Source organism: Brachybacterium tyrofermentans, assembly GCF_014897585.1.
GTDB lineage: Bacteria > Actinomycetota > Actinomycetes > Actinomycetales > Dermabacteraceae > Brachybacterium > Brachybacterium tyrofermentans.
Map to the genome: position 1 here is coordinate 133052 of NZ_JABUXW010000010.1, position 20722 is coordinate 153773.

At 69.4% G+C, this 20722-nt stretch carries 20 protein-coding genes and 3 tRNA genes; 5 read left to right on the plus strand and 18 right to left on the minus strand.

Annotated elements, in window-relative coordinates:
- Positions 1-229 precede the first annotated feature (229 nt).
- Positions 230-1471 carry an amidohydrolase gene (locus INT49_RS09270; RefSeq protein ID WP_193117446.1) on the minus strand — a complete coding sequence of 414 codons (1242 nt, stop codon included), beginning with the start codon at positions 1469-1471 and terminating at the stop codon, positions 230-232.
- Between the two features lie 73 nt (positions 1472-1544).
- Positions 1545-2705, minus strand: a complete 1161-nt coding sequence (locus tag INT49_RS09275; RefSeq protein ID WP_193117447.1) for a mannose-1-phosphate guanylyltransferase — start codon at positions 2703-2705, stop codon at positions 1545-1547.
- A gap of 278 nt (positions 2706-2983) precedes the next feature.
- Here INT49_RS09275 and sdhC point away from each other — a divergent pair, with 278 nt between their 5' ends.
- The 4 genes from sdhC (at position 2984) to INT49_RS09295 (ending at position 6449) form a co-directional block, all read left to right on the plus strand.
- Positions 2984-3361 carry a succinate dehydrogenase, cytochrome b556 subunit gene (gene sdhC, locus INT49_RS09280; protein ID WP_193117448.1) on the plus strand — a complete coding sequence of 126 codons (378 nt, stop codon included), beginning with the start codon at positions 2984-2986 and terminating at the stop codon, positions 3359-3361.
- Between the two features lie 2 nt (positions 3362-3363).
- Complete coding sequence (sdhD, locus tag INT49_RS09285) at positions 3364-3822, plus strand: succinate dehydrogenase, hydrophobic membrane anchor protein (protein WP_193117449.1); 459 nt, start codon at positions 3364-3366, stop codon at positions 3820-3822.
- 81 nt (positions 3823-3903) lie between these two features.
- Complete coding sequence (gene sdhA / locus INT49_RS09290) at positions 3904-5679, plus strand: succinate dehydrogenase flavoprotein subunit (protein ID WP_193117450.1); 1776 nt, start codon at positions 3904-3906, stop codon at positions 5677-5679.
- Positions 5679-6449 (plus strand): succinate dehydrogenase iron-sulfur subunit, encoded by a 771-nt coding sequence (locus INT49_RS09295; RefSeq protein ID WP_193117451.1) that lies wholly within the window; start codon positions 5679-5681, stop codon positions 6447-6449. The genes sdhA and INT49_RS09295 overlap by 1 nt, the downstream gene beginning before the upstream one ends.
- Before the next feature lie 107 nt (positions 6450-6556).
- On the opposite strand, the gene INT49_RS09300 is transcribed toward INT49_RS09295, so the two are convergent.
- The 11 genes from INT49_RS09300 to INT49_RS09350 form a co-directional block, all read right to left on the minus strand.
- On the minus strand, positions 6557-7378 hold the full coding sequence (locus INT49_RS09300) for an exodeoxyribonuclease III (protein ID WP_193117452.1): 822 nt from the start codon (positions 7376-7378) through the stop codon (positions 6557-6559).
- A 145-nt stretch (positions 7379-7523) separates the two neighbouring features.
- Positions 7524-7727 (minus strand): hypothetical protein, encoded by a 204-nt coding sequence (locus INT49_RS09305; protein WP_193117453.1) that lies wholly within the window; start codon positions 7725-7727, stop codon positions 7524-7526.
- A 168-nt stretch (positions 7728-7895) separates the two neighbouring features.
- The gene (locus tag INT49_RS09310) at positions 7896-8792 is read right to left on the minus strand and encodes a bifunctional methylenetetrahydrofolate dehydrogenase/methenyltetrahydrofolate cyclohydrolase (protein ID WP_193117454.1); all 897 of its coding nucleotides are present in this window, start codon (positions 8790-8792) and stop codon (positions 7896-7898) included.
- Positions 8793-8969: 177 nt separating this feature from the next.
- The gene (gene glyA / locus INT49_RS09315) at positions 8970-10238 is read right to left on the minus strand and encodes a serine hydroxymethyltransferase (protein WP_319021567.1); all 1269 of its coding nucleotides are present in this window, start codon (positions 10236-10238) and stop codon (positions 8970-8972) included.
- A 62-nt stretch (positions 10239-10300) separates the two neighbouring features.
- Positions 10301-11428: a UDP-N-acetylmuramate dehydrogenase gene (locus tag INT49_RS09320; protein ID WP_193117455.1), complete on the minus strand. Its 1128-nt coding sequence runs from the start codon at positions 11426-11428 to the stop codon at positions 10301-10303.
- Positions 11425-11901 carry a MaoC/PaaZ C-terminal domain-containing protein gene (locus INT49_RS09325; protein WP_193117456.1) on the minus strand — a complete coding sequence of 159 codons (477 nt, stop codon included), beginning with the start codon at positions 11899-11901 and terminating at the stop codon, positions 11425-11427. The genes INT49_RS09320 and INT49_RS09325 overlap by 4 nt, the downstream gene beginning before the upstream one ends.
- 154 nt (positions 11902-12055) lie before the next feature.
- A complete protein-coding gene (locus tag INT49_RS09330; RefSeq protein ID WP_193117457.1) occupies positions 12056-12505 on the minus strand; it encodes an FAS1-like dehydratase domain-containing protein in 450 nt (149 codons plus the stop codon).
- Positions 12506-12698: 193 nt separating this feature from the next.
- A complete protein-coding gene (gene rpmG / locus INT49_RS09335; protein ID WP_029360274.1) occupies positions 12699-12869 on the minus strand; it encodes a 50S ribosomal protein L33 in 171 nt (56 codons plus the stop codon).
- A 97-nt stretch (positions 12870-12966) separates the two neighbouring features.
- Positions 12967-13043: transfer RNA gene (locus INT49_RS09340), tRNA-Met, on the minus strand.
- A 54-nt stretch (positions 13044-13097) separates the two neighbouring features.
- Positions 13098-13170 (minus strand) — tRNA-Thr (locus INT49_RS09345).
- 111 nt (positions 13171-13281) lie between these two features.
- Positions 13282-13363, minus strand: a tRNA-Tyr gene (locus tag INT49_RS09350).
- A 251-nt stretch (positions 13364-13614) separates the two neighbouring features.
- Here INT49_RS09350 and INT49_RS09355 point away from each other — a divergent pair.
- The gene (locus INT49_RS09355; RefSeq protein WP_193117458.1) at positions 13615-14103 is read left to right on the plus strand and encodes a YajQ family cyclic di-GMP-binding protein; all 489 of its coding nucleotides are present in this window, start codon (positions 13615-13617) and stop codon (positions 14101-14103) included.
- Between the two features lie 103 nt (positions 14104-14206).
- Here the strand turns inward: INT49_RS09355 and INT49_RS09360 are convergent, their stop codons facing one another.
- The 5 genes from INT49_RS09360 to INT49_RS09380 form a co-directional block, all read right to left on the minus strand.
- Complete coding sequence (locus tag INT49_RS09360) at positions 14207-14479, minus strand: hypothetical protein (protein WP_226850029.1); 273 nt, start codon at positions 14477-14479, stop codon at positions 14207-14209.
- A 59-nt stretch (positions 14480-14538) separates the two neighbouring features.
- Positions 14539-14799 (minus strand): hypothetical protein, encoded by a 261-nt coding sequence (locus INT49_RS09365; RefSeq protein WP_193117459.1) that lies wholly within the window; start codon positions 14797-14799, stop codon positions 14539-14541.
- Positions 14800-15140: 341 nt separating this feature from the next.
- The gene (locus tag INT49_RS09370) at positions 15141-15623 is read right to left on the minus strand and encodes a hypothetical protein (RefSeq protein ID WP_193117460.1); all 483 of its coding nucleotides are present in this window, start codon (positions 15621-15623) and stop codon (positions 15141-15143) included.
- A 121-nt stretch (positions 15624-15744) separates the two neighbouring features.
- The gene (locus INT49_RS09375) at positions 15745-16014 is read right to left on the minus strand and encodes a WXG100 family type VII secretion target (protein ID WP_319021568.1); all 270 of its coding nucleotides are present in this window, start codon (positions 16012-16014) and stop codon (positions 15745-15747) included.
- A gap of 160 nt (positions 16015-16174) precedes the next feature.
- A complete protein-coding gene (locus tag INT49_RS09380; protein WP_193117461.1) occupies positions 16175-20638 on the minus strand; it encodes an FtsK/SpoIIIE domain-containing protein in 4464 nt (1487 codons plus the stop codon).
- Between the last annotated feature and the right edge of the window lie 84 nt (positions 20639-20722).

Genomic DNA, 20722 nt, shown 5'->3' on the forward strand with positions numbered 1-20722 from the left:
TCGGACCATAGCCGTGCGCGGAGGCTCCAGGAGGCCCTCATCGACGCTGAGTATGAACCGTTATGAAATCGACGCGGATGCCACGCCCTGCTGAACGAACGGTGACATCGCGGAGAGTCCGTCGACCGGAAGAGCACGCGACCGGACGATCAGCGGGTCGGGACCCCAACGGGCTGGCAGGTCAGCGGTCCGACCCTCGATGGGGCCGCACCGATGACGGGTCGACAGATCAGCTGACGGCGAGGTCCCGCTGCACGCACGCGCTCGCGAGCACCGAGGCACCGATGCCGATGGCGCGCTCGTCGATCATCAGGTCCCCCATGTGGAGGTCGTACGTGCGCCCGCCCGGGGTCCTGGTCCCCAGACGCGCCAGAGCACCGGGAACCTTCTCGAGATACCAGGCGAAATCCTCCCCGCCCAGGGACTGCGCGGTGGGATCGAGGTTCTCGTGGCCCAGCACGCTGGTGACGGCGGCCGTGAGCACATCGACGCTGGTGGTCGAGTTGGAGACCGGCGGCACTCCACGAGCATGGTCCACCCGGGCCTCGACGCCCCAGGGACGCACGAGGTCCGCGAGGACCGACTCCAGCAGCTCCTCGGCCCTGTCCCAGGCGTCGTGGTCCAGGCACCGCAGAGTTCCTTCGAGGGTGCCGTTGCTGGGGATCGCGTTGAACGCGGACCCTGCATGGATGCTCCCCCAGGTGAGGTTCACCCCGGAGCGAGGATCCATCCGGCGGGTCAGTGCCGCGGGGAGCTGGGTCGCGATCGAGCCGAGCGCGTACACGAGGTCCTGGGTCAGGTGCGGACGCGAGGTGTGGCCGCCCGCTCCGCGCACGTGGATCGACACCGGGTCGGTGGCCGAGGTGATCGGCCCGGACTTGAGCCCGATGTGGCCGACGTCCACGCCCGGGTCGCAGTGCAGCGCGAGGATCGAGTCGACACCGTCCACGACGCCCTGGCCGATGAGGTCCAGCGCCCCGCAGGGATGCATCTCCTCCGACGGCTGGAACACCAGGCGCACCCCGCGCCGCAGCGCACCGGCGTCGGCGACGCGCACGAGGGCCGTCGCCGCGCCGAGCACGGCACTCATGTGCACGTCATGGCCACAGGCGTGGGAGACGCCCTCGACCGTGGAGCGGTAGGACACGGTGGACAGCTCCGGGATGCCGAGGGCGTCCATGTCCGCGCGCAGGGCGATCGGCGCGAGATCCGGTTCGCTGCCGGGGATGTCGCAGATCGCCCCGGTGCTCGCGAGCCGCTGCGGGGACAGCCCGAGCGCGGAGAGCCGGTCCACGACGTAGTCGGTCGTGGCGTGCTCCTCGTGAGAGAGCTCGGGATGACGGTGGAGGTGACGGCGCACGTCGCGCAGCTCGTCGGCCTTCTCGGCGATCGTGCGCGCGATGAGACCCTCGGGTCCCAGCATCGACCGCTGCTCCGCGGTTCCCAGCAGGACCTGCTGCGGCTGCTCCACCTGTCCACTCCCTCGTGCCACTGATCCTCGATGCCTTCTCTGCCGTGTCCAGCTGTGCGATGTCCCGCCGCGATCAGCGCAGGCGTCCACGACCATGCTCGTCGAGCAGGTCGACGAGCCGGGTGAGGTCCTGTGCATGATCGTCGGCGAGCACCAGCAGGGCGTCCTCGGTGTCCACGATGCTGATGCCCTGCAGCCCGACCAGGGCGATGTGACGATCGGTGGAACCGTACACCGTGGCCGCAGAGCCGATGGCATCGACCGTCGAGGTGCCCAGCACCCGGACATCCGAGCCGTCTGCGTCGGGCCCCCACTCGCGCAGCTGGCGGGCGAGCGCGGCGAAATCGCCGACGTCGTCCCAGCCGAAGGAGGCCGGCACCACGGCGACCCGTCCCGCCGCTGCGAGAGGCTCGGCGAGGGCATGGTCGATCGCGATCGAGGTCAGGGTGGGCCAGTTCCGTGCCAGCACCTCGTCATACTTCTCGGTGCCGGAGGCCGCGGCGATCTCCCGCACGCCCCGGGCGAGGCCGGGGATCTGCACAGCGAGCTCGTCGAGCAGCACCCGGGCACGCACGACGAACATCCCGGCGTTCCAGAAGAAGGTCCCGGCCGCGACGAACCGCTCGGCCGTGTCCAGATCCGGCTTCTCCACGAACCGCGAGACGGGGAGGGCGCCGAGCGCACGACATGCCGCAGGATCCGTGCCGGGTCCTGCCGGATGCTGTTCTGCCGGGGCCTGCTCGATATAGCCGAAGCCGGTCGCCGGTGACGTCGGCCGGATCCCGAGGGTGACGAGGTAGCCGAGCTCCGCGACCTGGCGCGCGGCCGCGACGTCTCGGGCGAAGTCCTCCGGCGCGGAGATCAGATGGTCCGCAGCGAAGGAGCCGATCACCGCGTCGGGCTCCTCGTGCTCCACGAGCGCGGCCGCGAGCGCGATCGCCGGCATCGAGCTGCGCGGGGAGGGCTCGGTGATGATTCGGGCCCGCACGCCGGACCCCGGGGAGCCCATCTCGTCCAGCTGCACCCGCACCGCCCCGGCTTGCGCGCCCCCTGTGACGATGATCGGTGGGCTGTCGGCCAACGGCGCCAGGCGCTGCACCGTCTGCTGCAGGAGCGAGGTGCCGCTCCCGGTGAGATCCAGGAGGAACTTCGGTCGGGCACGGCGTGAGAGCGGCCACAATCGGGTGCCGGCACCGCCGGCCGGGATCACGGGGATGAACGGAGCCTCAGGCATCTGCCCAGGGTATCCGGGCCCGGAACCCGCCAGCGGCAGGGGCATCGGGACGTGTCGTCGGGCCCCGCAGGGTGCCCCCGACCTGCACATCACGGTGCTACGCTGGCTCTGCCCCTGTCGGGGGCGATGATGATGTCGCCGTGTCGTGAACCAGGTGCCCACGGGGTGCCTCGAGCGCCGCGAAGGCCGTCCGGGCACGCCCCGGGGGTCCGCGCGCCCCACCACTTCGGTGATGCATCCCGTTCCCGGCGTTCACCCGTCGCTTCTGGAGGAACTCCGTGGCATCAGCCAAATCCGGGACGCTGTATCGCGGTCGCGAAGGCATGTGGTCCTGGGTCGCTCACCGCATCTCGGGAATGCTCATCTTCCTGTTCCTGCTCGTGCATGTCCTCGATACCGCATTGGTGCGGGTCTCCCCTGAGGCATACAACGAGGTGATCGGCCACTACAAGACCATCGTGTTCGGTCTCGGCGAGATCGGACTCGTCGCCGCGATCGTGTTCCACGCCCTCAACGGCCTGCGCATCATCCTCGTGGACTTCTGGTCCAAGGGCACCACGCATCAGCGGGCCCTGTTCTGGGGCGTCGTGATCGTCTGGGCCGTCCTGATGGTCGGCTTCGTCCCCCGTCAGCTCATGCACATGTTCGGAGCCTGATGATGAGTGCACAGTCTGCAACCTCGATTCCTGATCCCACCACGCGCTACCGCCGCACCGGCCAGCGCGGTCTCAACACCGAGATGATGTCGTGGCTGTTCATGCGCATCTCCGGTGTCCTGCTCGTGATCCTCGTCTTCGGCCACCTCTTCGTGAACCTGTGGCTCGGCGAGGGCGTCAAGGGCATCGACTTCGCCTTCGTCGGCGGCAAATGGGCCAACCCGTTCTGGCAGGTCTGGGACCTCCTGATGCTCTGGCTCGGCCTCATCCACGGCGGCAACGGCGTGCGCACGATCATCAACGACTACGCGCGCAGCTCCACGCTGCGGCTGACCCTCAAGGGCCTGCTGTACTTCGCGGTCGTCGTGACGGTCGTCCTGGGCACCCTGGTGATCTTCACCTTCAACCCGTGCCCCGTCGGCGCCGAGCCGAGCCTGCTGCCCTCCTTCTGCGAAGGCTGACGGCCTCCCCCCGGGAGCCGGCAGGTCCGGCTCCCGACCCAGTTCTCACCGGTCGACCCCGAAACGGAGCAGTCACCAGACATGCAGACCCATAACTACGACGTGGTCATCGTCGGTGCCGGCGGCGCCGGCATGCGCGCCGCCCTGGAATCCTCCAAGGACTCCCGCACCGCGGTCGTCACCAAGCTCTACCCCACGCGCTCCCACACGGGTGCGGCGCAGGGCGGCATGTGCGCCGCCCTCGCCAACGTCGAGGAGGACAACTGGGAGTGGCACACCTACGACACCGTCAAGGGCGGTGACTACCTGGTCGACCAGGACGCCGCCGAGGTGATGGCCAAGGAGGCCATCGACGCGGTGCTCGACCTCGAGAAGATGGGGCTGCCGTTCAACCGCACCCCCGAGGGACGCATCGACCAGCGGCGCTTCGGCGGCCACACCCGCGAGCACGGCGAGGCGCCCGTGCGCCGCTCCTGCTACGCCGCGGACCGCACCGGTCACATGATCCTGCAGACCCTCTATCAGAACTGCGTGAAGCAGCAGGTGGAGTTCTTCAACGAGTACTACGTGCTTGACATCCTCATGACCGGCGATCCCCGCTCCGACGAGGGCGTGCGCGCCTCCGGCGTGGTCACCTACGAGCTGGCCACCGGCGAGATCCACATCTTCCGGGCGAAGTCGGTCGTGTTCGCCTCCGGCGGCTTCGGCAAGATCTTCAAGACCACCTCGAACGCCCACACCCTGACCGGTGACGGCCCCGCCATGGCGTTCCGTCGCGGCATCCCGCTGGAGGACATGGAGTTCTTCCAGTTCCACCCGACGGGCCTCGCCGGCCTCGGCATCCTGCTGTCGGAGGCGGCCCGCGGAGAGGGCGCGATCCTGCGCAACTCGAACATGGAGCGCTTCATGGAGCGCTACGCCCCGACGCTGAAGGACCTCGCCCCGCGCGACGTGGTCGCCCGCGCCATGGCCAACGAGGTGCGCGAGGGTCGAGGCTGCGGACCGAAGAAGGACTACGTCTACCTCGACCTCACCCACCTCGAGCCCGCGCACATCGATGCGAAGCTCCCGGACATCACCGAGTTCGCCCGCACCTACCTGGGCGTGGAGCCGTACACGGACCCCGTGCCCGTCTTCCCGACGGCGCACTACGGCATGGGCGGCATCCCCACCAACATCCGTGGTGAGGTGCTCCGCAACGCCACAGACGTGATCCCGGGGATGTACGCCGCCGGCGAGACCGCCTGCGTCTCGGTCCATGGCGGAAACCGTCTGGGCACCAACTCGCTGCTGGACATCAACGTCTTCGGTCGCCGCGCCGGGATCGCCGCCGCGGAGCACGCCAAGACCGTGGAGCTCGCCGAGCTGCCCGAGAACCTCGAAGCCCCCACGGTGGAGCTGCTCGAGCGTCTCCGCGATCGTCCCGCCACGGAGGACCGCGTGGCGAACATCCGTCTCGAGCTGCAGGAGGTCATGGACGCCAACGTCCAGGTGTTCCGCACCGATGAGACCTGCCGTATCGCGCTCGCCAAGATCGTGGAGCTCAAGAAACGCTACGAGACGGTCGCCATCCAGGACAAGGGGCGTCGTTACAACCTCGACCTCATGGAGGCCGTCGAGCTCGGCTTCCTGCTCGATCTCGCAGAGATCGTGGCCATCGGGGCGCTGCACCGCAAGGAATCCCGCGGCGGCCACTTCCGGGAGGACTTCGACAAGCGTGACGACGTCAACTTCCTCAAGCACACCATGGCCTACCGCACCCTGGAAGGCGAACAGGGCGAAGAAGGCACTTCGATCCGTCTGGGCACCAAGCCCGTCGTGATCACCCGCTACGAGCCGAAGGAGCGCACGTTCTGATGACTGCCGTCGCAGAGAAGTCCCAGGCCGAGTCCCCGCAGCCCGAGGTCGAGGAGATCCCCTCCTTCGACGTCACGCTGCGCATCAATCGGTTCAACCCCGAGGACGAGAAGGGCTCCTACTGGGAGGACTTCACCGTCACGATGCACGGCACCGACCGTGTGCTCGATGCCATGCACGAGATCAAGTGGCATCTGGACGGGTCCCTGACCTTCCGCCGCTCCTGCGCACACGGCGTGTGCGGGTCCGACGCGATGCGGATCAACGGTCGCAACCGCCTGGCCTGCAAGACGCTCCTGAAGGACCTCGACGTCGACAAGCCGATCACCGTCGAGCCCATCAAGGGCCTGCCGGTCGAGAAGGACCTGATCGTCGACATGGAGCCGTTCTTCGACTCCTACCGCGAGGTCATGCCGTTCCTCGTGGCCAAGGGTCAGGAGCCCAGCAAGGAGCGCCTGCAGTCCGCCGAGGAGCGCGAGCGCTTCGACGACACCACCAAGTGCATCCTCTGCGCCGCGTGCACGTCCTCGTGCCCCGTGTTCTGGACCGACGGGCAGTACTTCGGCCCCGCCGCGATCGTCAGCGCGCACCGCTTCATCTTCGACTCGCGCGATGATGCCGGTGAGCAGCGCCTGGAGATCCTGAACTCGAAGGAGGGCGTGTGGCGCTGCCGCACGACCTTCAACTGCACCGAGGCGTGCCCCCGCGGCATCCAGGTGACCAAGGCGATCGCCGAGGTCAAGCAGGCTGTGATCCGCGGCCGCGTCTGAGCCGCCCTGGGAATGCCGGCGCCTGAGGAGCCGCTCGGGAGCAATGCCCCCTGAGGACCGATTCGTCGTCGAACATCGGTCCGCAGGGGGCATTTCTGGTGCCGTCCTCAGGAGTAGGAGATCACCAGGGGTGCGTGGTCGGACCAGCGGGTGTCGTAGCTGGGGGCGCTGTCGACCTGTGCCGTCGACGCCCGGGCCGCGAGATCCGTCGTCGCGAGCTGGTAGTCGATCCTCCAGCCCGAATCGTTGTCGAAGGCCTTGCCGCGCTGGGACCACCAGGTGTAAGGGCCGGGGCCGTCCCCGTGCAGCGTGCGGTGCACGTCCACGTATCCGGCGTCCGACGTGAGGCGATCCAGGTAGGCGCGCTCCTCGGGCAGGAACCCGGCGGACTTCCGGTTGCCCTTCCAGTTCTTGATGTCCCATTCGGTGTGGGCGATGTTGATGTCGCCGGTGAGCACCACGTGGCGCCCGTCGGCCCGCAGCTGCTCGAGACGTTCCATCATGATGTCGAGGAAGGCGTACTTGTCGGTCATGGTCTGCGGCTTCTCGGTGTTGCCGGAGTGCATGTAGCACGAGATGACGGTGAGGGTGCGGCCATCGCCGAAGGGGTCAACGACGTCGGTCTCCAACCAGCGACCGGTGTGCGCCGGCTCGGTGAGACCCGGCAGACCGCCCCGTGCTCCGTCGAGGTCGACATCCTCGCGCGAGGAGCGGACGGCGATCGCGACGCCGGCACGGCCCTTGAGCTCCGACGCCTCCCCGACGATGGTCCAGTCGTCCCCGACCAGCCCGGCGAGCAGCTCCCCCGGGGCGCGCACCTCCTGGAGAGTGACGACATCCGCGGACGTGGAGGCGAGCCAGTCGCCCATTCCCTTCCGGGCGGCGGCGCGCAGGCCGTTGACGTTGACGGTGGCAAGAGTGAAAGTCATGCCCGCCAGTATTCCAGGCCGAGCTGACGTTCTCCGCGCTCCACGCGCACCCGACGCTCCGGACGCTCCGGACGGTCCCGACGCTCCCGACGGTGCGAATGCTCCTGATGATGGGGATGCTGCGACTCCGGTGCGGCGGGCCGGTTCACGGCAGGTACGGGCTCGGCGTCGCCGCGGAGAGGAGGATCTGGTCGATCGGCCCGCCGTGCTCCCCCAGGTGCCCTCCGAGCAGGAGACCGACGGCGGAGATCGGTGACGGCACAGCTCCGTCACCGATCCCCTGGCTGACCGCGATACCTGTGGCGCCGCCCACCCTGTCGGCATGCTGCTCGGCCTGCTCGACGCTCATCCCCCAGAATCCGGACCCCATCGCTCCCCGTCTCCACCCGCTCAGAACCGTCTGCGGACGCTGCTGCCCCGCGACTGCGTTCACCGTATCCAGGGGCTGGACGGGCCACCATGGGGAGGGGTCCCCATGACGGCCTTCCGAGCGGAGGTGGCCGGCGAGGCCGCCCGATCAGTCCGCAGAGACCGCAGCCGCGCGCTCGGCGGACTCGACGACGTTCTTCATCAGCAGCGCGCGGGTCATGGGGCCGACGCCACCGGGGTTGGGGCTGATCCAGGCGGCGACCTCGGCCACCGCGGGGTCCACGTCGCCCACGAGCTTCGCCTTCCCGCCCTCGGGGTCCTCCTGACGGGAGACGCCGACGTCCAGCACGATCGCGCCCGGCTTGACGTCCTCGGGGCGCACCAGGTGGGCGGCACCGGCTGCGGCGACGATCACGTCAGCGCGGCGCAGGTGGGCCGGGAGGTCAGTGGTGCCGGTGTGGCAGAGCGTGACGGTCGCGTTGTACTCGCGGCGGGTCAGCAGCGCGCCGATCGAGCGGCCGACGGTGATGCCACGGCCGACGACCACGACGTCCTTGCCGCGCAGATCGAGCCCGTGACGCTCCATGAGCTCGATGACTGCGCGCGGCGTGCAGGGCAGCGGGGTCGTGATCTCGGTGTAGGCGTTCAGCACCAGGCGGCCGAGGTTCATGGGGTGCAGGCCGTCGGCGTCCTTGGCGGGATCGATGCGCTCGAGGATCGCATCGGTGTCGATCTGCTTCGGCAGCGGGAGCTGCACGATGTATCCGGTGCAGGTCGGGTCGGCGTTCAGCTCGTCGACGACGGCCTCGACATCGGCCTGGGTGGCGTCGGCCGGGAGGTGCTTCTGGATGGAGTGGAGCCCGATCTGCTCGCTGTCGCGGTGCTTGCCGCGCACGTAGGCGGCGCTGCCCGGGTCCTCCCCCACCAGCACCGTGGCCAGGCCGGGGCGCTCATGCCCGCCCTCGACGAGGCGGGTGACGCGCTCGGCGAGCTCCTCCTTGATCGTCTTCGCTGTGGCCTTGCCGTCGAGGATCTGAGCCGTCATGGCGCTCCTTGGGGTGTCTGTGCTGATGTCGGTGGGAGGGGCGTGCCGAAGGGATGTGCGGAGGGTGTGCCGAGGGGACGCGGCCGGTGACCGGAGCGCTGGAGGGCTCCCCGGTGCGCGCGAGCGCCGGGAACAGCCGTGGGACCCGGCATGGAGATGCCGGGTCCCACCTGTCGATCAGTACTGCTCGAGGTCGGCGTACAGCGGCTTCGCGTCGGCGAGGGCCGCGGTGCGCCGGCGGAGGGACTCCAGGTCCTCGCCGCCGGTCAGGGCCAGCGCGATGACGTCGGCGACCTCGGTGAACTCCGCGGCGCCGAAGCCACGGGTGGCCAGGGCCGGGGTGCCGATGCGCAGGCCCGAGGTGACGCGCGGCGGCCGCGGGTCGTTGGGGACGGCATTGCGGTTCACGGTGATGCCGGCCTCGTGGAGGCGATCCTCGGCCTGCTGGCCGTCGAGCTCGCTGTCAACCAGGTCCACCAGCACCAGGTGCACGTCGGTGCCGCCGGAGATCACCTTCACGCCGGCAGCCTTGGCGTCCTCCTCCTGGAGGCGATCCGCGAGGAGCTTCGCGCCCTCGAGCGTGCGGGCCTGGCGGTCCTTGAAGTCCTCGGTGGCGGCCACCTTGAGGGCCACGGCCTTCGCCGCGATGACGTGCATGAGCGGGCCGCCCTGCTGACCGGGGAACACGGCGGAGTCGATCTTCTTGGCCCACTTCTCGGTGCACAGGATCATGCCGGAGCGGGGGCCGCCGATGGTCTTGTGGATCGTGGTGGAGACGACGTCCGCATAGGGGACGGGGCTGGGGTGCAGGCCGGCCGCGACGAGTCCCGCGAAGTGCGCCATGTCGACCCACAGAGCCGCGCCGACCTCGTCGGCGATCTCCCGGAACGTCGGGAAGTCGAGCTGCCGGGTATAGGCGGACCAGCCGGCGACGATGACCTTGGGCTGCTCGGCCACGGCCAGCTCGCGCACCTTGTCCATATCGATCAGGCCCGTCTCGGGCTCGGTCTCGTAGGCGACGATGTCGTAGAGGCGGCCGGAGAAGTTGATCTTCATGCCGTGGGTGAGGTGGCCGCCATGGGCGAGGGACAGGCCCATGAGCTTGTCGCCGGGGCGGGCGAGGGCGTGCATCACGGCGGCGTTCGCGGACGCACCCGAGTGCGGCTGCACGTTGGCGTGCTCGGCCCCGAACAGCTCCTTCGCCCGGTCGATCGCGATCTGCTCGGCGACGTCGACCTCTTCGCAGCCGCCGTAGTAGCGACGACCCGGGTATCCCTCGGCGTACTTGTTGGTCAGGACGGAGCCCTGGGCCTGGAGCACGGCGCGCGGCACGAAGTTCTCGCTGGCGATCATCTCGAGGGTGCGCTGCTGGCGGGCGAGCTCACGGTCGAGGACTGCGGCGATATCCGGGTCGAGATCGGCGATGGACTGATCGAGGACGTTCACGGGGCCTCCTGCGGTGACGGTCGGGGCGGCGACGGGCGCCGTGGCTACATCCTAGGCCGCGCTCAGAGATCGAGGCCGAGGCGTACAGGTTCCGGGACCAGCTGGATGCCGAAGGTCTCCTGGACCCGTCCCTGCACGTCGCGCGCGAGGGCCACCAGGTCGTCGCTGGTGGCGCCGCCGCGGTTGGTCAGGGCCAGGGAATGCTTGGACGAGACCGCCGCCCGCTCCCCCACGGCGTGGCCCCGCTCCACCCCGGCGTGGCTGATCAGCCACGCCGCGCTGGTCTTGATCCTGCCGTCCCCGGCGTCGAACTGCGGGGCGCCCTCGGGCAGCTCCGCCGCCTGGGATGCCTCGAGGATCGGGTTCGTGAAGAAGGAGCCCGCGCTCCAGGTGTCGTGGTCGGCGGGATCCAGCACCATGCCCTTGGACGCGCGCACGGCCAGCACGGCCTCCCGCACCTCCTGCATCGGCGCCCGGCCCCCTGCCTGGACGCCGAGGGTATCGGCGAGCTGCCCGTAGCGGATCGGGGCGGAGAGGCTGCCGATCGTGTGCTGGAAGGTCACCGAGAGCACCACATAGCGCCCGGTGGGCGAGGCGACGGGCCCGGAGTACCGGGTGCGCTTGAAGATGCTGTCGCGGTAGGCGAACTCGCAGTCCGCGGCGAAGAAGGTGCGCACCGCGTTCTTCTCGCGATCCCAGGTGCGCACCCGGGAGATCGTCGAGGCCACTTCCTGTCCGTAGGCGCCGACGTTCTGGATCGGGGTGGCGCCCACGGTCCCGGGGATCCCGGAGAGCGCTTCGATGCCCACCATCTCCCGGGCGATCGCATAGCGCACCGCCCGATCCCAGGTGACTCCCGCGAAGTATTCGACGATCGCGCCCCCGCAGGTGGGATCCAGCGGCGTGAGGTCCGCCGGGTCGACGGGGATGCCGTCTGGTTCACCGGAGGCGCCGACCTCGCAGGTCGCGTCGAGCAGGGGCGGCTCCTCCGGATCCCGCAGCAGCACGACGGTCCCCGGGAAGGGCTCGTCCGAGGCGACCAGGTTCGAGCCGCCGCCGAGGACCAGCAGCGGCTCGCCGGCCGCGTCCGCGGCGCGGACCGCCTCGATGACCTCGTCGGCGGTTCTCGCCTCGATCAGGTTCGAGATCTCGCCGCCGATGCGCAGCGTGGTGAGGTCGGAGAGCCTCATGCCGTGGCGACCTGGTCCGAGTCAGCGGTCGCGGTCGGCAGCGCGAACGTGGCGCGGGCACGGCCGAGGACCTTGGTGCCGTCGACCTCTGCCGCGATGTCCACCCGTGCGGTCCCGGCACCTTCGTCGATGGCTCCGACCACCGCGACGACCTCGAGGGTGACCGATCCGGTGGCCGGCACGGGAACCGGATTGGTGAAGCGCACCGAGTAGGCCCGCACGGTGGTGGGGTCTCCGAGGGCGTCCAGCAGCCCGGTGACCGCGACGCCCATGGTCAGCATGCCGTGGGCGATCACGCCGGGCAGCCCCGCGTCGGTGGCGACGGTGTCGTTGTAGTGGATGGGGTTGAAGTCCCCCGAGGCCCCGGCGTAGCGCACGAGCGTGTCACGGGTGATCTCATGCGTCGTGCGGGCGATCTCCTGGCCGACGCTCAGGTCGGAGAGGTCGCGAGGGGTGGCGGGTGCGGCGGTCATGTCTGCTCCTGGGATCTCTGCGCGGGTCGGGACGAGGCGACCGCTGCAGGTGGGGGTGGTCTGTCGTCGATGCCGGATCGTCGGCGCTGAATCGTCGGCGCCGGACCATCGATGCCGGATCGTCGGCGCCGGATCATCGACGGTGCGTGACGGGTCAGTCCCCGCGGACGACGATCATGCTGCGCACTGCGGCGACATCGGCCCCGGAGGCGTCGACCAGGTCGACGCGGGTCGCGATCATCGAGTGGCCGCCGGCAGCACGCACGGACTCGACGGTGAGCGTGGGGACCAGGGAATCGCCGGCGACGACCGGTCGATGCAGGGTGAAGGACTCCTCGCCGTGGACGACGCGCGTGAAGTCGATGCCGGAGGCCGGGTCCTCGATGTACTGGGCCTCGGTGGCCTGGGCGAGGGAGACCAGGAACGTGGGCGGGGCGATCACGTCGGCGTGGCCGGCCGCACGCGCGGCCGCCGGGTCGGTGTGCAGCGGCGAGCTCGCCCCGGTCGCCCGGGCGAACTCGGCGATCTTCGCGGCCGAGACGGTGTGCGCAGGACCGGCCGGGTACGTGCGGCCCGCGAAGGCGGGGTCTGGGGTGGTCGTCATGTCATCTCCCGAGGGGACACGGCCGGTGGGGCCGACGGATGCTGTCGAACCGATGATCTCAGGAGGGCCCGGGCCCCGCAGGACGGCGCTCGGAGGAGCCGACCGCTGTGATGCTGGGCTCACCGGTTCCGGATGCACGAAAGGCCACCCGGGACATGCCCGTGTGGCCTTTGGTGACGTGTGCTCGACCTGGTCAGCGGGTCTCGCGGTGTGCCGTCTGCTTGCCGCAGGTCGGGCAGAACTTCGAGAGCTCGAGCCGATCCGGGGTGTTGCGACGGTTCTTCTTGGTGATGTAGTTGCGCGCCTTGCAATCAACACATGCCATGGTGATCTTGGGACGCACGTCAGAGCTCTTGCTCGCCACGGTTCGCCTCTTTCGTCCGGGTGGTGCGCCTGACGGCGCGCCTCGTGGGTCCCCGTACTCGGGGGATGTGGATCGTGCACTCCGGCGGTAGCCGACGTGGTACCGAGGGCGGGGATCGAACCCGCGACCTCACGATTATGAGTCGTGCGCTCTAACCGTCTGAGCTACCCCGGCTTGACCGATGAAACGGCCCGATCTCGAATGAGACCGGGCCGCCGCATCCATCAGAGCCCTGAAAGGGAATCGAACCCTTGACCTTCTCCTTACCATGGAGACGCTCTGCCGACTGAGCTATCAGGGCAACCCGGTGAACCTTACCCTCGTCCTTGCCGCGAGGCAATTCGAGGTCAGGCCCCCGTGCTTCGGGTCACAAGGACCCTCCGCTGCATCAGATCACGAGGATCGTCCGCGGTGGCAGGTGAGGGATTCGAACCCACGAAGGCGATGCCAGCTGATTTACAGTCAGCTCCCTTTGGCCACTCGGGTAACCTGCCAGGCGTTCACTTCCGATGCCTGCCCGATCAGATCGGGTGCCAGCGGAAGCGGACTCGAAACAGCATACCGGCGCTCCGTCGGCGGCGCTAACCCAGAAGCCGTCTATGGTGCATGAAGAAGGTCACAAGGGCTCCTGAGCAGGCCGAACCGTCGCAGCGGGCAAGCTCGTCAGGAGGGCCCCGGACCGCTTCCGGGCCGGACAGACACCACAGTGCCGCCATCGGGCGGCCGCAGGAGGGAAGGACGCACCGTGGCAGATTCATCGTTCGACATCGTCAGCAAGCTCGACCGGCAGGAGGTCGACAACGCCGTCAACCAGGCCGTCAAGGAGGTGGGGCAGCGCTACGACTTCCGCAACACCGGTGCGTCGATCACCCTCAGCGGCGACGAGATCGTGATGACGGCCAATGCGGAGGAGCGCGTGCTCGCCATCCTGGACGTCGTGCAGTCCAAGCTGATCCGTCGCAACCTCTCGTTGAAGGCCCTGGACGTCGGCGAGCCCAAGCAGTCCGGCAAGGAGGTCCGCCTGGTCGCCGGCCTCAAGGAGGGCATCAGCACCGACGACGCCAAGAAGATCTCCAAGCTGATCCGGGAAGAGGGCCCCAAGGGGGTCAAGGCGCGGATCGAGGGCGATGAGCTGCGGGTGTCCTCGAAGAGCCGCGACGACCTCCAGGGCGTGATCACGCTCCTCAAGGGCAAGGATCTCGACGTCGCGCTCCAGTTCGTGAACTACCGCTGAGGCTGCTCCGCAGCTGAGCATGCAGAAGGTCCCGTCCCCCTGGTGGGGACGGGACCTTCTGCATGCCCGTTCGCACACCCCGGCGGGCCGTGCGATCAGCGCGTCACTGCATGTCCGACGTGGTGTCCTGCTGATCGGCGTGCGTGCTCAGAGCGTCCGACCGACGCTGGAACCCCTCGACCAGCGCGTTCACCGCTCCCGAGCAGAACGCGCTCCAATCCTCCCGGAAGCCGTCATAGTCGGGACCGAGCCAGTCGACCGAGGTCACCGTGGTGGTCACCGTCTCGACCTGCTCGAGGATCTGGCGACCCGCCTCGTTCACCGCGGTCGCCACATCGCGCCCCTCATCCGGATTCATACCCTTGAAAGTCATCATCTGCCCCTTGCTGGAAAGTCTGGATACTGCGCCGACGGAAACGGGTGATCCCTGACGGATCAGGCCGACGCCTCCCGCTGTGCACCCGCATTGCGCGCGGCGCGCTCGGCCAGATCGGCGGTCTTCGTGACCACGTGCTGGACCTGCGTGCCGAGGTCCCCATCGAACTCGGTCAGGTACCGGTCCCTGTCCTCACCCGTCCAATCGAGCTCCGCGACGCGGGCCTGGATCTGGGTGTAGATCTGCTGGATCTGCTCACCGGCCTCGGTGATCTGGCTGCCCATCTGCTCGACGGACTCCGGGGTCATGCCCTTCTTCATGGTGTCCTCCATGTGGTAGTTGCCAAGGTCCCCACCTACTCGACACGCAGCGCTGACCCACGGCCACCGGCCGCTTGCTCAACCCGGCTCTCCAGGTGGTGGCGCAACCCTAGACCGGGCTCTCGGCCGGGCACCATGGGGGCGTTCGCGCATGGTCCTCCACATCCCGAAAACACGCTGCAGCCCCAGGTCATCGGGATTTTCCACCGTATCGACCGATTGTGGACAACGCGGTCCCGGACGCAGAGAACCCCGGTACCGCGCCAGCGATACCGGGGTTGCCAGAGTGACCAGGAGTACCGGGTTGTGGGATCAGACCCGGTCCAGCGGCCCGAGACTCCTCAGCTCAGGTCGAGGACCACCGAGTCCTGGATGGAGCGCACGGTCTCGATCTCGTCGTCGGCCATCTCCGCCCCGCAGCTGCCCACGAGCTCCACCACGTCCTTGGCCACCCCTCCGCGGTCGACGACCGCATAGCGGGCCGCCTGCACCACGGTGGGCCGATCCTCCTGGGTGTACCCGTACTCGCTGGCGATCCAGGTGATCCCGTCGACCTCGACCTCGCCCGTGCCGATCTCCTCGAGCCCGGGGAGCGCCGCCTTGCGCTGCTCGAGGCCGGCTCTGGCCGCGTCCCGGGTGAACTCGGGGCCGAAGCGCTGCACGGTGACGACGACGTTCGCGCGGAACTGACCGTCCACCCGCGGCTGGGCCACGGCGAGCTGGACTCCGGGCACCGTCAGGGTCTCCCAGTCATCGGGGACCTCGACCGTGATCCGGGGAGGACCAGGGAAATCCGGGCTCGGGTACGAAATGCTCCTGGGCATTCACAACTCCATTCTTCCCGTCGGCAACGGCGCCAAACATATCAGCAAGCCAGATGCGGGATTCCCGAGCAGAACGACTGCCCGGGTTGCTCCGGCTCCTGCACGGGACCGACGACGGCGATCAGGTCGAGGAGGCCCCGTCCTGCTCGGCGGCGTTGCGATCGGCCGTATCCCCCAACTCGTGGACCGAGGTCATGATCCGCTGCATCGCCGGGACCATCTCGCTCGACCACTGGCCCCGGAAGCGATCCGCATCCGGTCCGGTCCAGTCCACACCCTCGAGACCGGAGGTGAGCTCCTGTTCGATCTTGGTGATCTCCGCAGCCGCCTCGCGCAGCTGGCCGGACATCCGGCGGACCTCGTCGACGTCCATCCCCTTCGTGGCATTCACGATGTGGTTCCCCTTCCTGGTGACTCGCGCTCCCGCCGCGTCGGGATGTGGCCCGCCGCGGGTGGACAGGCACACTCTAGAGCGATGCGGCAGCCCGGACCATGGGGAGGCATCCCCTGGGGATAACTCCGTACGCCGCGGATCGTGCCCCAGGAAGAGATCAGCCGGTCACCTGTGCGACCTGCAGTTTCATCGCCCGACCGCCGTGGATCAGGAATCCTCGCCCGGCGGGGAAGTCCGTTCGACGGATCCTCCCCAGTCCCGTGCCGAGCAGGGATTCGCCGTCCATGTCACCCGGCTGGAGCAGCAGCCCTCGCCGTCCGGCCTTGAACGGCTGGGCCAGGACGTACGCCTGCGACCAGGATGTCGACTCGTTCTCGCCCACGACGAACTGGCCCTCGCGGAGACAGGCGCGGAGGAGCGTGTCGAGCTCCGACTCGATACCGGTTCCGGTGAAGTCGGCGACACCGTCCACGAACAGCGCGAGCCGCCCCTCCCCCACGGCACCGGAGTCGACGGTCCGTCGCAGCTGCGCCGCGAGCTCCCGGACCGACTCCGGGTCCGAGCCCTCCACGTCCCAGATCGGCAGCCCGGTCAGCGGGGTGCGGCGCGCGGAGAAGCGCACCAGACGCATCGGGTTCTCCAGCGCCCCGAGCCCGCTGGCGATCGTGCGCATCGCGGTGGTGCGACCGGAGCCCATCGGTCCGGAGACCATGAAGGCTCCCCGAGGCTCGACGGTGATCTCTGCGAGCGTCTCGTCGGCCAGACCGAGCACGGGCCGTCCCGCGACCACCGGTCGCAGATCCGCCAGCTCCACCCGCTCGGGCAGACGGTCGATGGAGGGCACCTCGGGAACCCCGGCCCGACGCATGGCCTCGGCCAGCTTGGCGACCTCCCGTGACTGGATGGCGACGTTGGAGTCGCCGCCGTGGACGGCGACCTGGACCTCATGCCCGTCCAGAATCCCGCGGCCGGCCGGTGAGCTGGCATCCAGCACGTCCTTGGCCACGCCGAAGCCCGCATAGTCGTCAGGGCCGGACATGCGGTGGATGAGTCGACGCTGGATCGAGGATCCCAAGGAGGTCGGGATCGCGCTGGGACGGTCCCCGGTGACGACGACATGCACGCCCACCTGCCGGCCGTCGGTCGCGATCTGCACGAAGGCGGTGAACCACGCGGACAGGCTCGAGTAGTCGTACGCCTCGCGGAAGGCCGCCATCCCATCCACGAGCAGCAGGATGCGCGGGGTCCCGGGCGCGCTGGCCAGCTCGCGGTACTGCGTCACCGATCCCGCCCGGGTCCGAGCGAACTCCTTGGCACGCTGGTCGATGAGTTCTCGCAGCGTGCGCAGCAGCCTGATCACCCGCTCCTCGTCCTCCCCCGGGACGATGGACCCCACGTGCGGGAGGTCCTCGAGCATGGTCAGCCCCGAGGTGCCGAAGTCGAGCCCGTAGACGTGGACGGGGCCGCCGCGCACGGTCGAGGCGGCGGAGATCGCGATCGTGCGCAGCGTCGTCGACTTGCCGGACCCGCCGGTCCCGTAGACGGCCATGTTGCCGTCCCGGTCCGGGTAGTACGCCACCGTCGGCTGCGCCTGGTCCTCGGGCTTGTCCATGACGCCCAGGAGCAGCTCGTCGTCGATCCGACGGGAGGGCAGGCGGGACAGGTCGTAGGCATCGGCGAGCTCGGACAGCCACGGCTTGCGCGGAGCCGGCACCCCGGCCTTCGCCGAAGCGGCACGCACCGTGGCGACGATCCGCGTGATGTCCTGGGCGCCGGGGTCCGCGACCTCCGTGGCGGGCGGTGCCGGGATGTCCCACTGCACGCCGGTGCCGAAGTCCTTCTCGACGATGTCGATCCGAGTGGGCTCGGGCTCGTCGCTCGTCCAGCCGCCCGCGTAGCCGGTCTGGAAGGTCGCGAGCCGGCCGGGACCGGTCTTCGCCGCCGCCCGCCCCGGGATGCCCGGATCGAAATGCGCCGCCGACGGATCGCCGAGGATGTCCTGGGAATCGGCCTCGTCCGCCATCCGCAGCGCGATGCGGAGGTTGGTGTTCGCACGCAGGTTGTCCTTGATGACACCGGCGGGACGCTGCGTCGCGAGGATCAGGTGCAGGCCCAGCGATCGCCCTCGTGCGGCGATGTCCACGACGCCGTCCACGAACTCCGGGATCTCCTGGGCCAGGGCCGCGAACTCGTCCACGATGATGATCAGGCTGGGCGGGGTCTCGGGATCACCAGTGCGCTCGAGGGACACCAGGTCCTTGGCCTTCTTGCGGTTCAGCAGGTGCTCGCGATGGTGGAGCTCCGCGCGCAGGGAGGTGAGCGCTCGGCGCACCAGGTGCTGGGAGAGGTCGGTGACCAGACCGACCGCATGGGGCAGCTCGATGGCGTCGGCGAAGGCGGCGCCGCCCTTGTAGTCGACGAACAGGAACGTCACCCGATCCGGGCTGTGGGCCGTAGCCATGCCCATCACCCAGGTCTGCAGGAACTCCGACTTGCCGGCGCCGGTGGTGCCGCCCACGAGGGCGTGGGGGCCGTCCGCGCGAAGGTCCAGGTGGAAGGCATCCTGCCCGTTGTGCCCGATCAGTCCGCGCAGATCCGCATCCTGCCGGCGGCGCTGGGGCTCGGACCCGTCCCGCGGGGTCAGCGAGCTGTTCTCCTTCCACCGCTCGATGATGGCGCTCGGATCCTCCGCCAGCTCCACGCCGCCGAGCGTGAGGTAGGAGATCGCGCGCGGGAGATCGGAGTCGTCGTCGATCGGGACCCCGGCGTCGACGACCGGGGAGAGATGGCGCGCCACCCCGGCTGCCACCTCCCCGGAGACCGTCTCGACCGCCACCGGGTAGAACCTCTCGCCCATCCGCACATGGCCGGCGCTCGCCCCGTCCACCGCTTCCTCGACCGAGACGTAGGTCCGGCAGGCAGCCGGCAGGGCCGCGATGTTCGAGGCATTCCAGATCACGTGCACTCCGGCATCGGGCCCACGTTCGGCGATGCGCACCAGTCGTGCCCGATCCACCGGGGCGTCATCCTCGATGATCACCACCAGGTTCGGGGTGATCGGCTCCGGCGGGACCTCGGGCGGCTCCGAGATGTCGCGGGTCGACGGGGTGCGCAGCGACGGCGCCTCCCCGCCCGTGCGCTGCTCGATGAGCTCCTCGATCCGTGCCAGCAGCGCTGTCCCGCGTCCCGGCGTCTCGGCGAGATGGTCGCCGGGCAGCGGGGAGTGCGGGCTCGAGGTGTGCGGGAGCCACTTCAGCCATTCCCACGTGTCGCGGCTGGACCGCGACGTGATCGCGGCGATCGCCATCTCCGCCGGGGAATGCAGCGCGATAAGCTGGGTGACGATCCCCCGGGCGACGCCGTCGGCCTCTCCCCCGCCGCCGGTGATGCCGACGTTCCCGGCGTCACGCAGCTGCGCGACGATCGGCACCCCCGCGATCAACCGGTACTCCTCGTGCATGTCGTCGAGCAGGTCGTAGTACCGCAGGATCGCGTCGTTCTCCCCCGGCATCTCGATCCCGACCCGGGACTCCGCGACCCCCAGTCCGAGGCGCAGCGTCGCGAAGGCGCTGTGCTCAGGACGATGGGTCCACAGCAGTCGTCCTAGGCGGAAGGCGGCGTCGACGGTGTCCGCCGCGGACGGGGTCTCGACGAGGCGCACGGCGCGCTCGAGCTCCTGGGCGGCGCTGACCCGGCGCTTGAGCGACGCCAGGCCGTCCTCGAAGTTCGTGATCTGTCGCTCGAGCTGCTTCTTGCCCTGGAGCTTCCGATTCAGATATCCGGCCGTCGCCATCATCGGCATCATGGCCACGAAGAGGAGCGAGTACGGGCTGTGCGTCATGGCGAACATGAGCCCACCCAGGATCAGCGGGGCGAACATCATGAACACGGGGAAGAACGGTGGAGTCGGCTCCTTGGGCGGGGTCGGTGCCTTGAGGGGTCGGTACGGGAACCGGGGCACGACGCGCGGGGAGCGGTTGAACTCGACCACCGGGGAGCTGGGGGCGGTCCCTCCGAGCCGGTGCAGGGCGGTGACCGAGAACGTGGTCTGACCGATCAGCACCGTGTCCGCCGGGCCGATCACCGCTCGCCGCACCTGCTCGCCCCCGAGGATGACCCCGTTGGACGAGTGCAGGTCGACGATCTCGACGGAGTCCCCGACGTTGATCCGGGCATGGCGCTTCGAGAGCATCGGATCGGCGATGCGGATGTCGAGATCTCCCTCGCGGCCGACGATGCTCGATCCGCTGGGCAGCGGGTGCTCGCGCCCGGCTTCCGGACCCGAGAGGATCCGCATCAGGGCGACCGCCGCGCCGCGCGACTCCGATCGGGTCCGATACGTGGCCGAGGAGCGCGCGATCGAGACGACGCTGCCGGAGCGAAGCCCGGCCTGGATCAGATCGATCTCGCGGTCCAGGCTGCGCACGCCGTCGGCGCCCTCGCCGGCGCCCGGATCCTGCACCTGGAGGGTGAGCATCTCCGGGGGTTCGGCGCCATCGCGCAAGGGGTCGGCGCGGTACAGCGCCGTGGCCACATCGGCCACCGTCGCGGTCGCATCGGCTGTGACCTCGAGGTCCGTCATCCGGTCCTCGGGCCTGCGCAGCGTGAGCTTGATGCGCATCGGTCATCCTCCCCCTGGTGGGCACCGTCCTCGCCCGTGGTCCGGTTCCCGCGGAGCCGATCCGACTCGGTCAGTTCCGGTTCA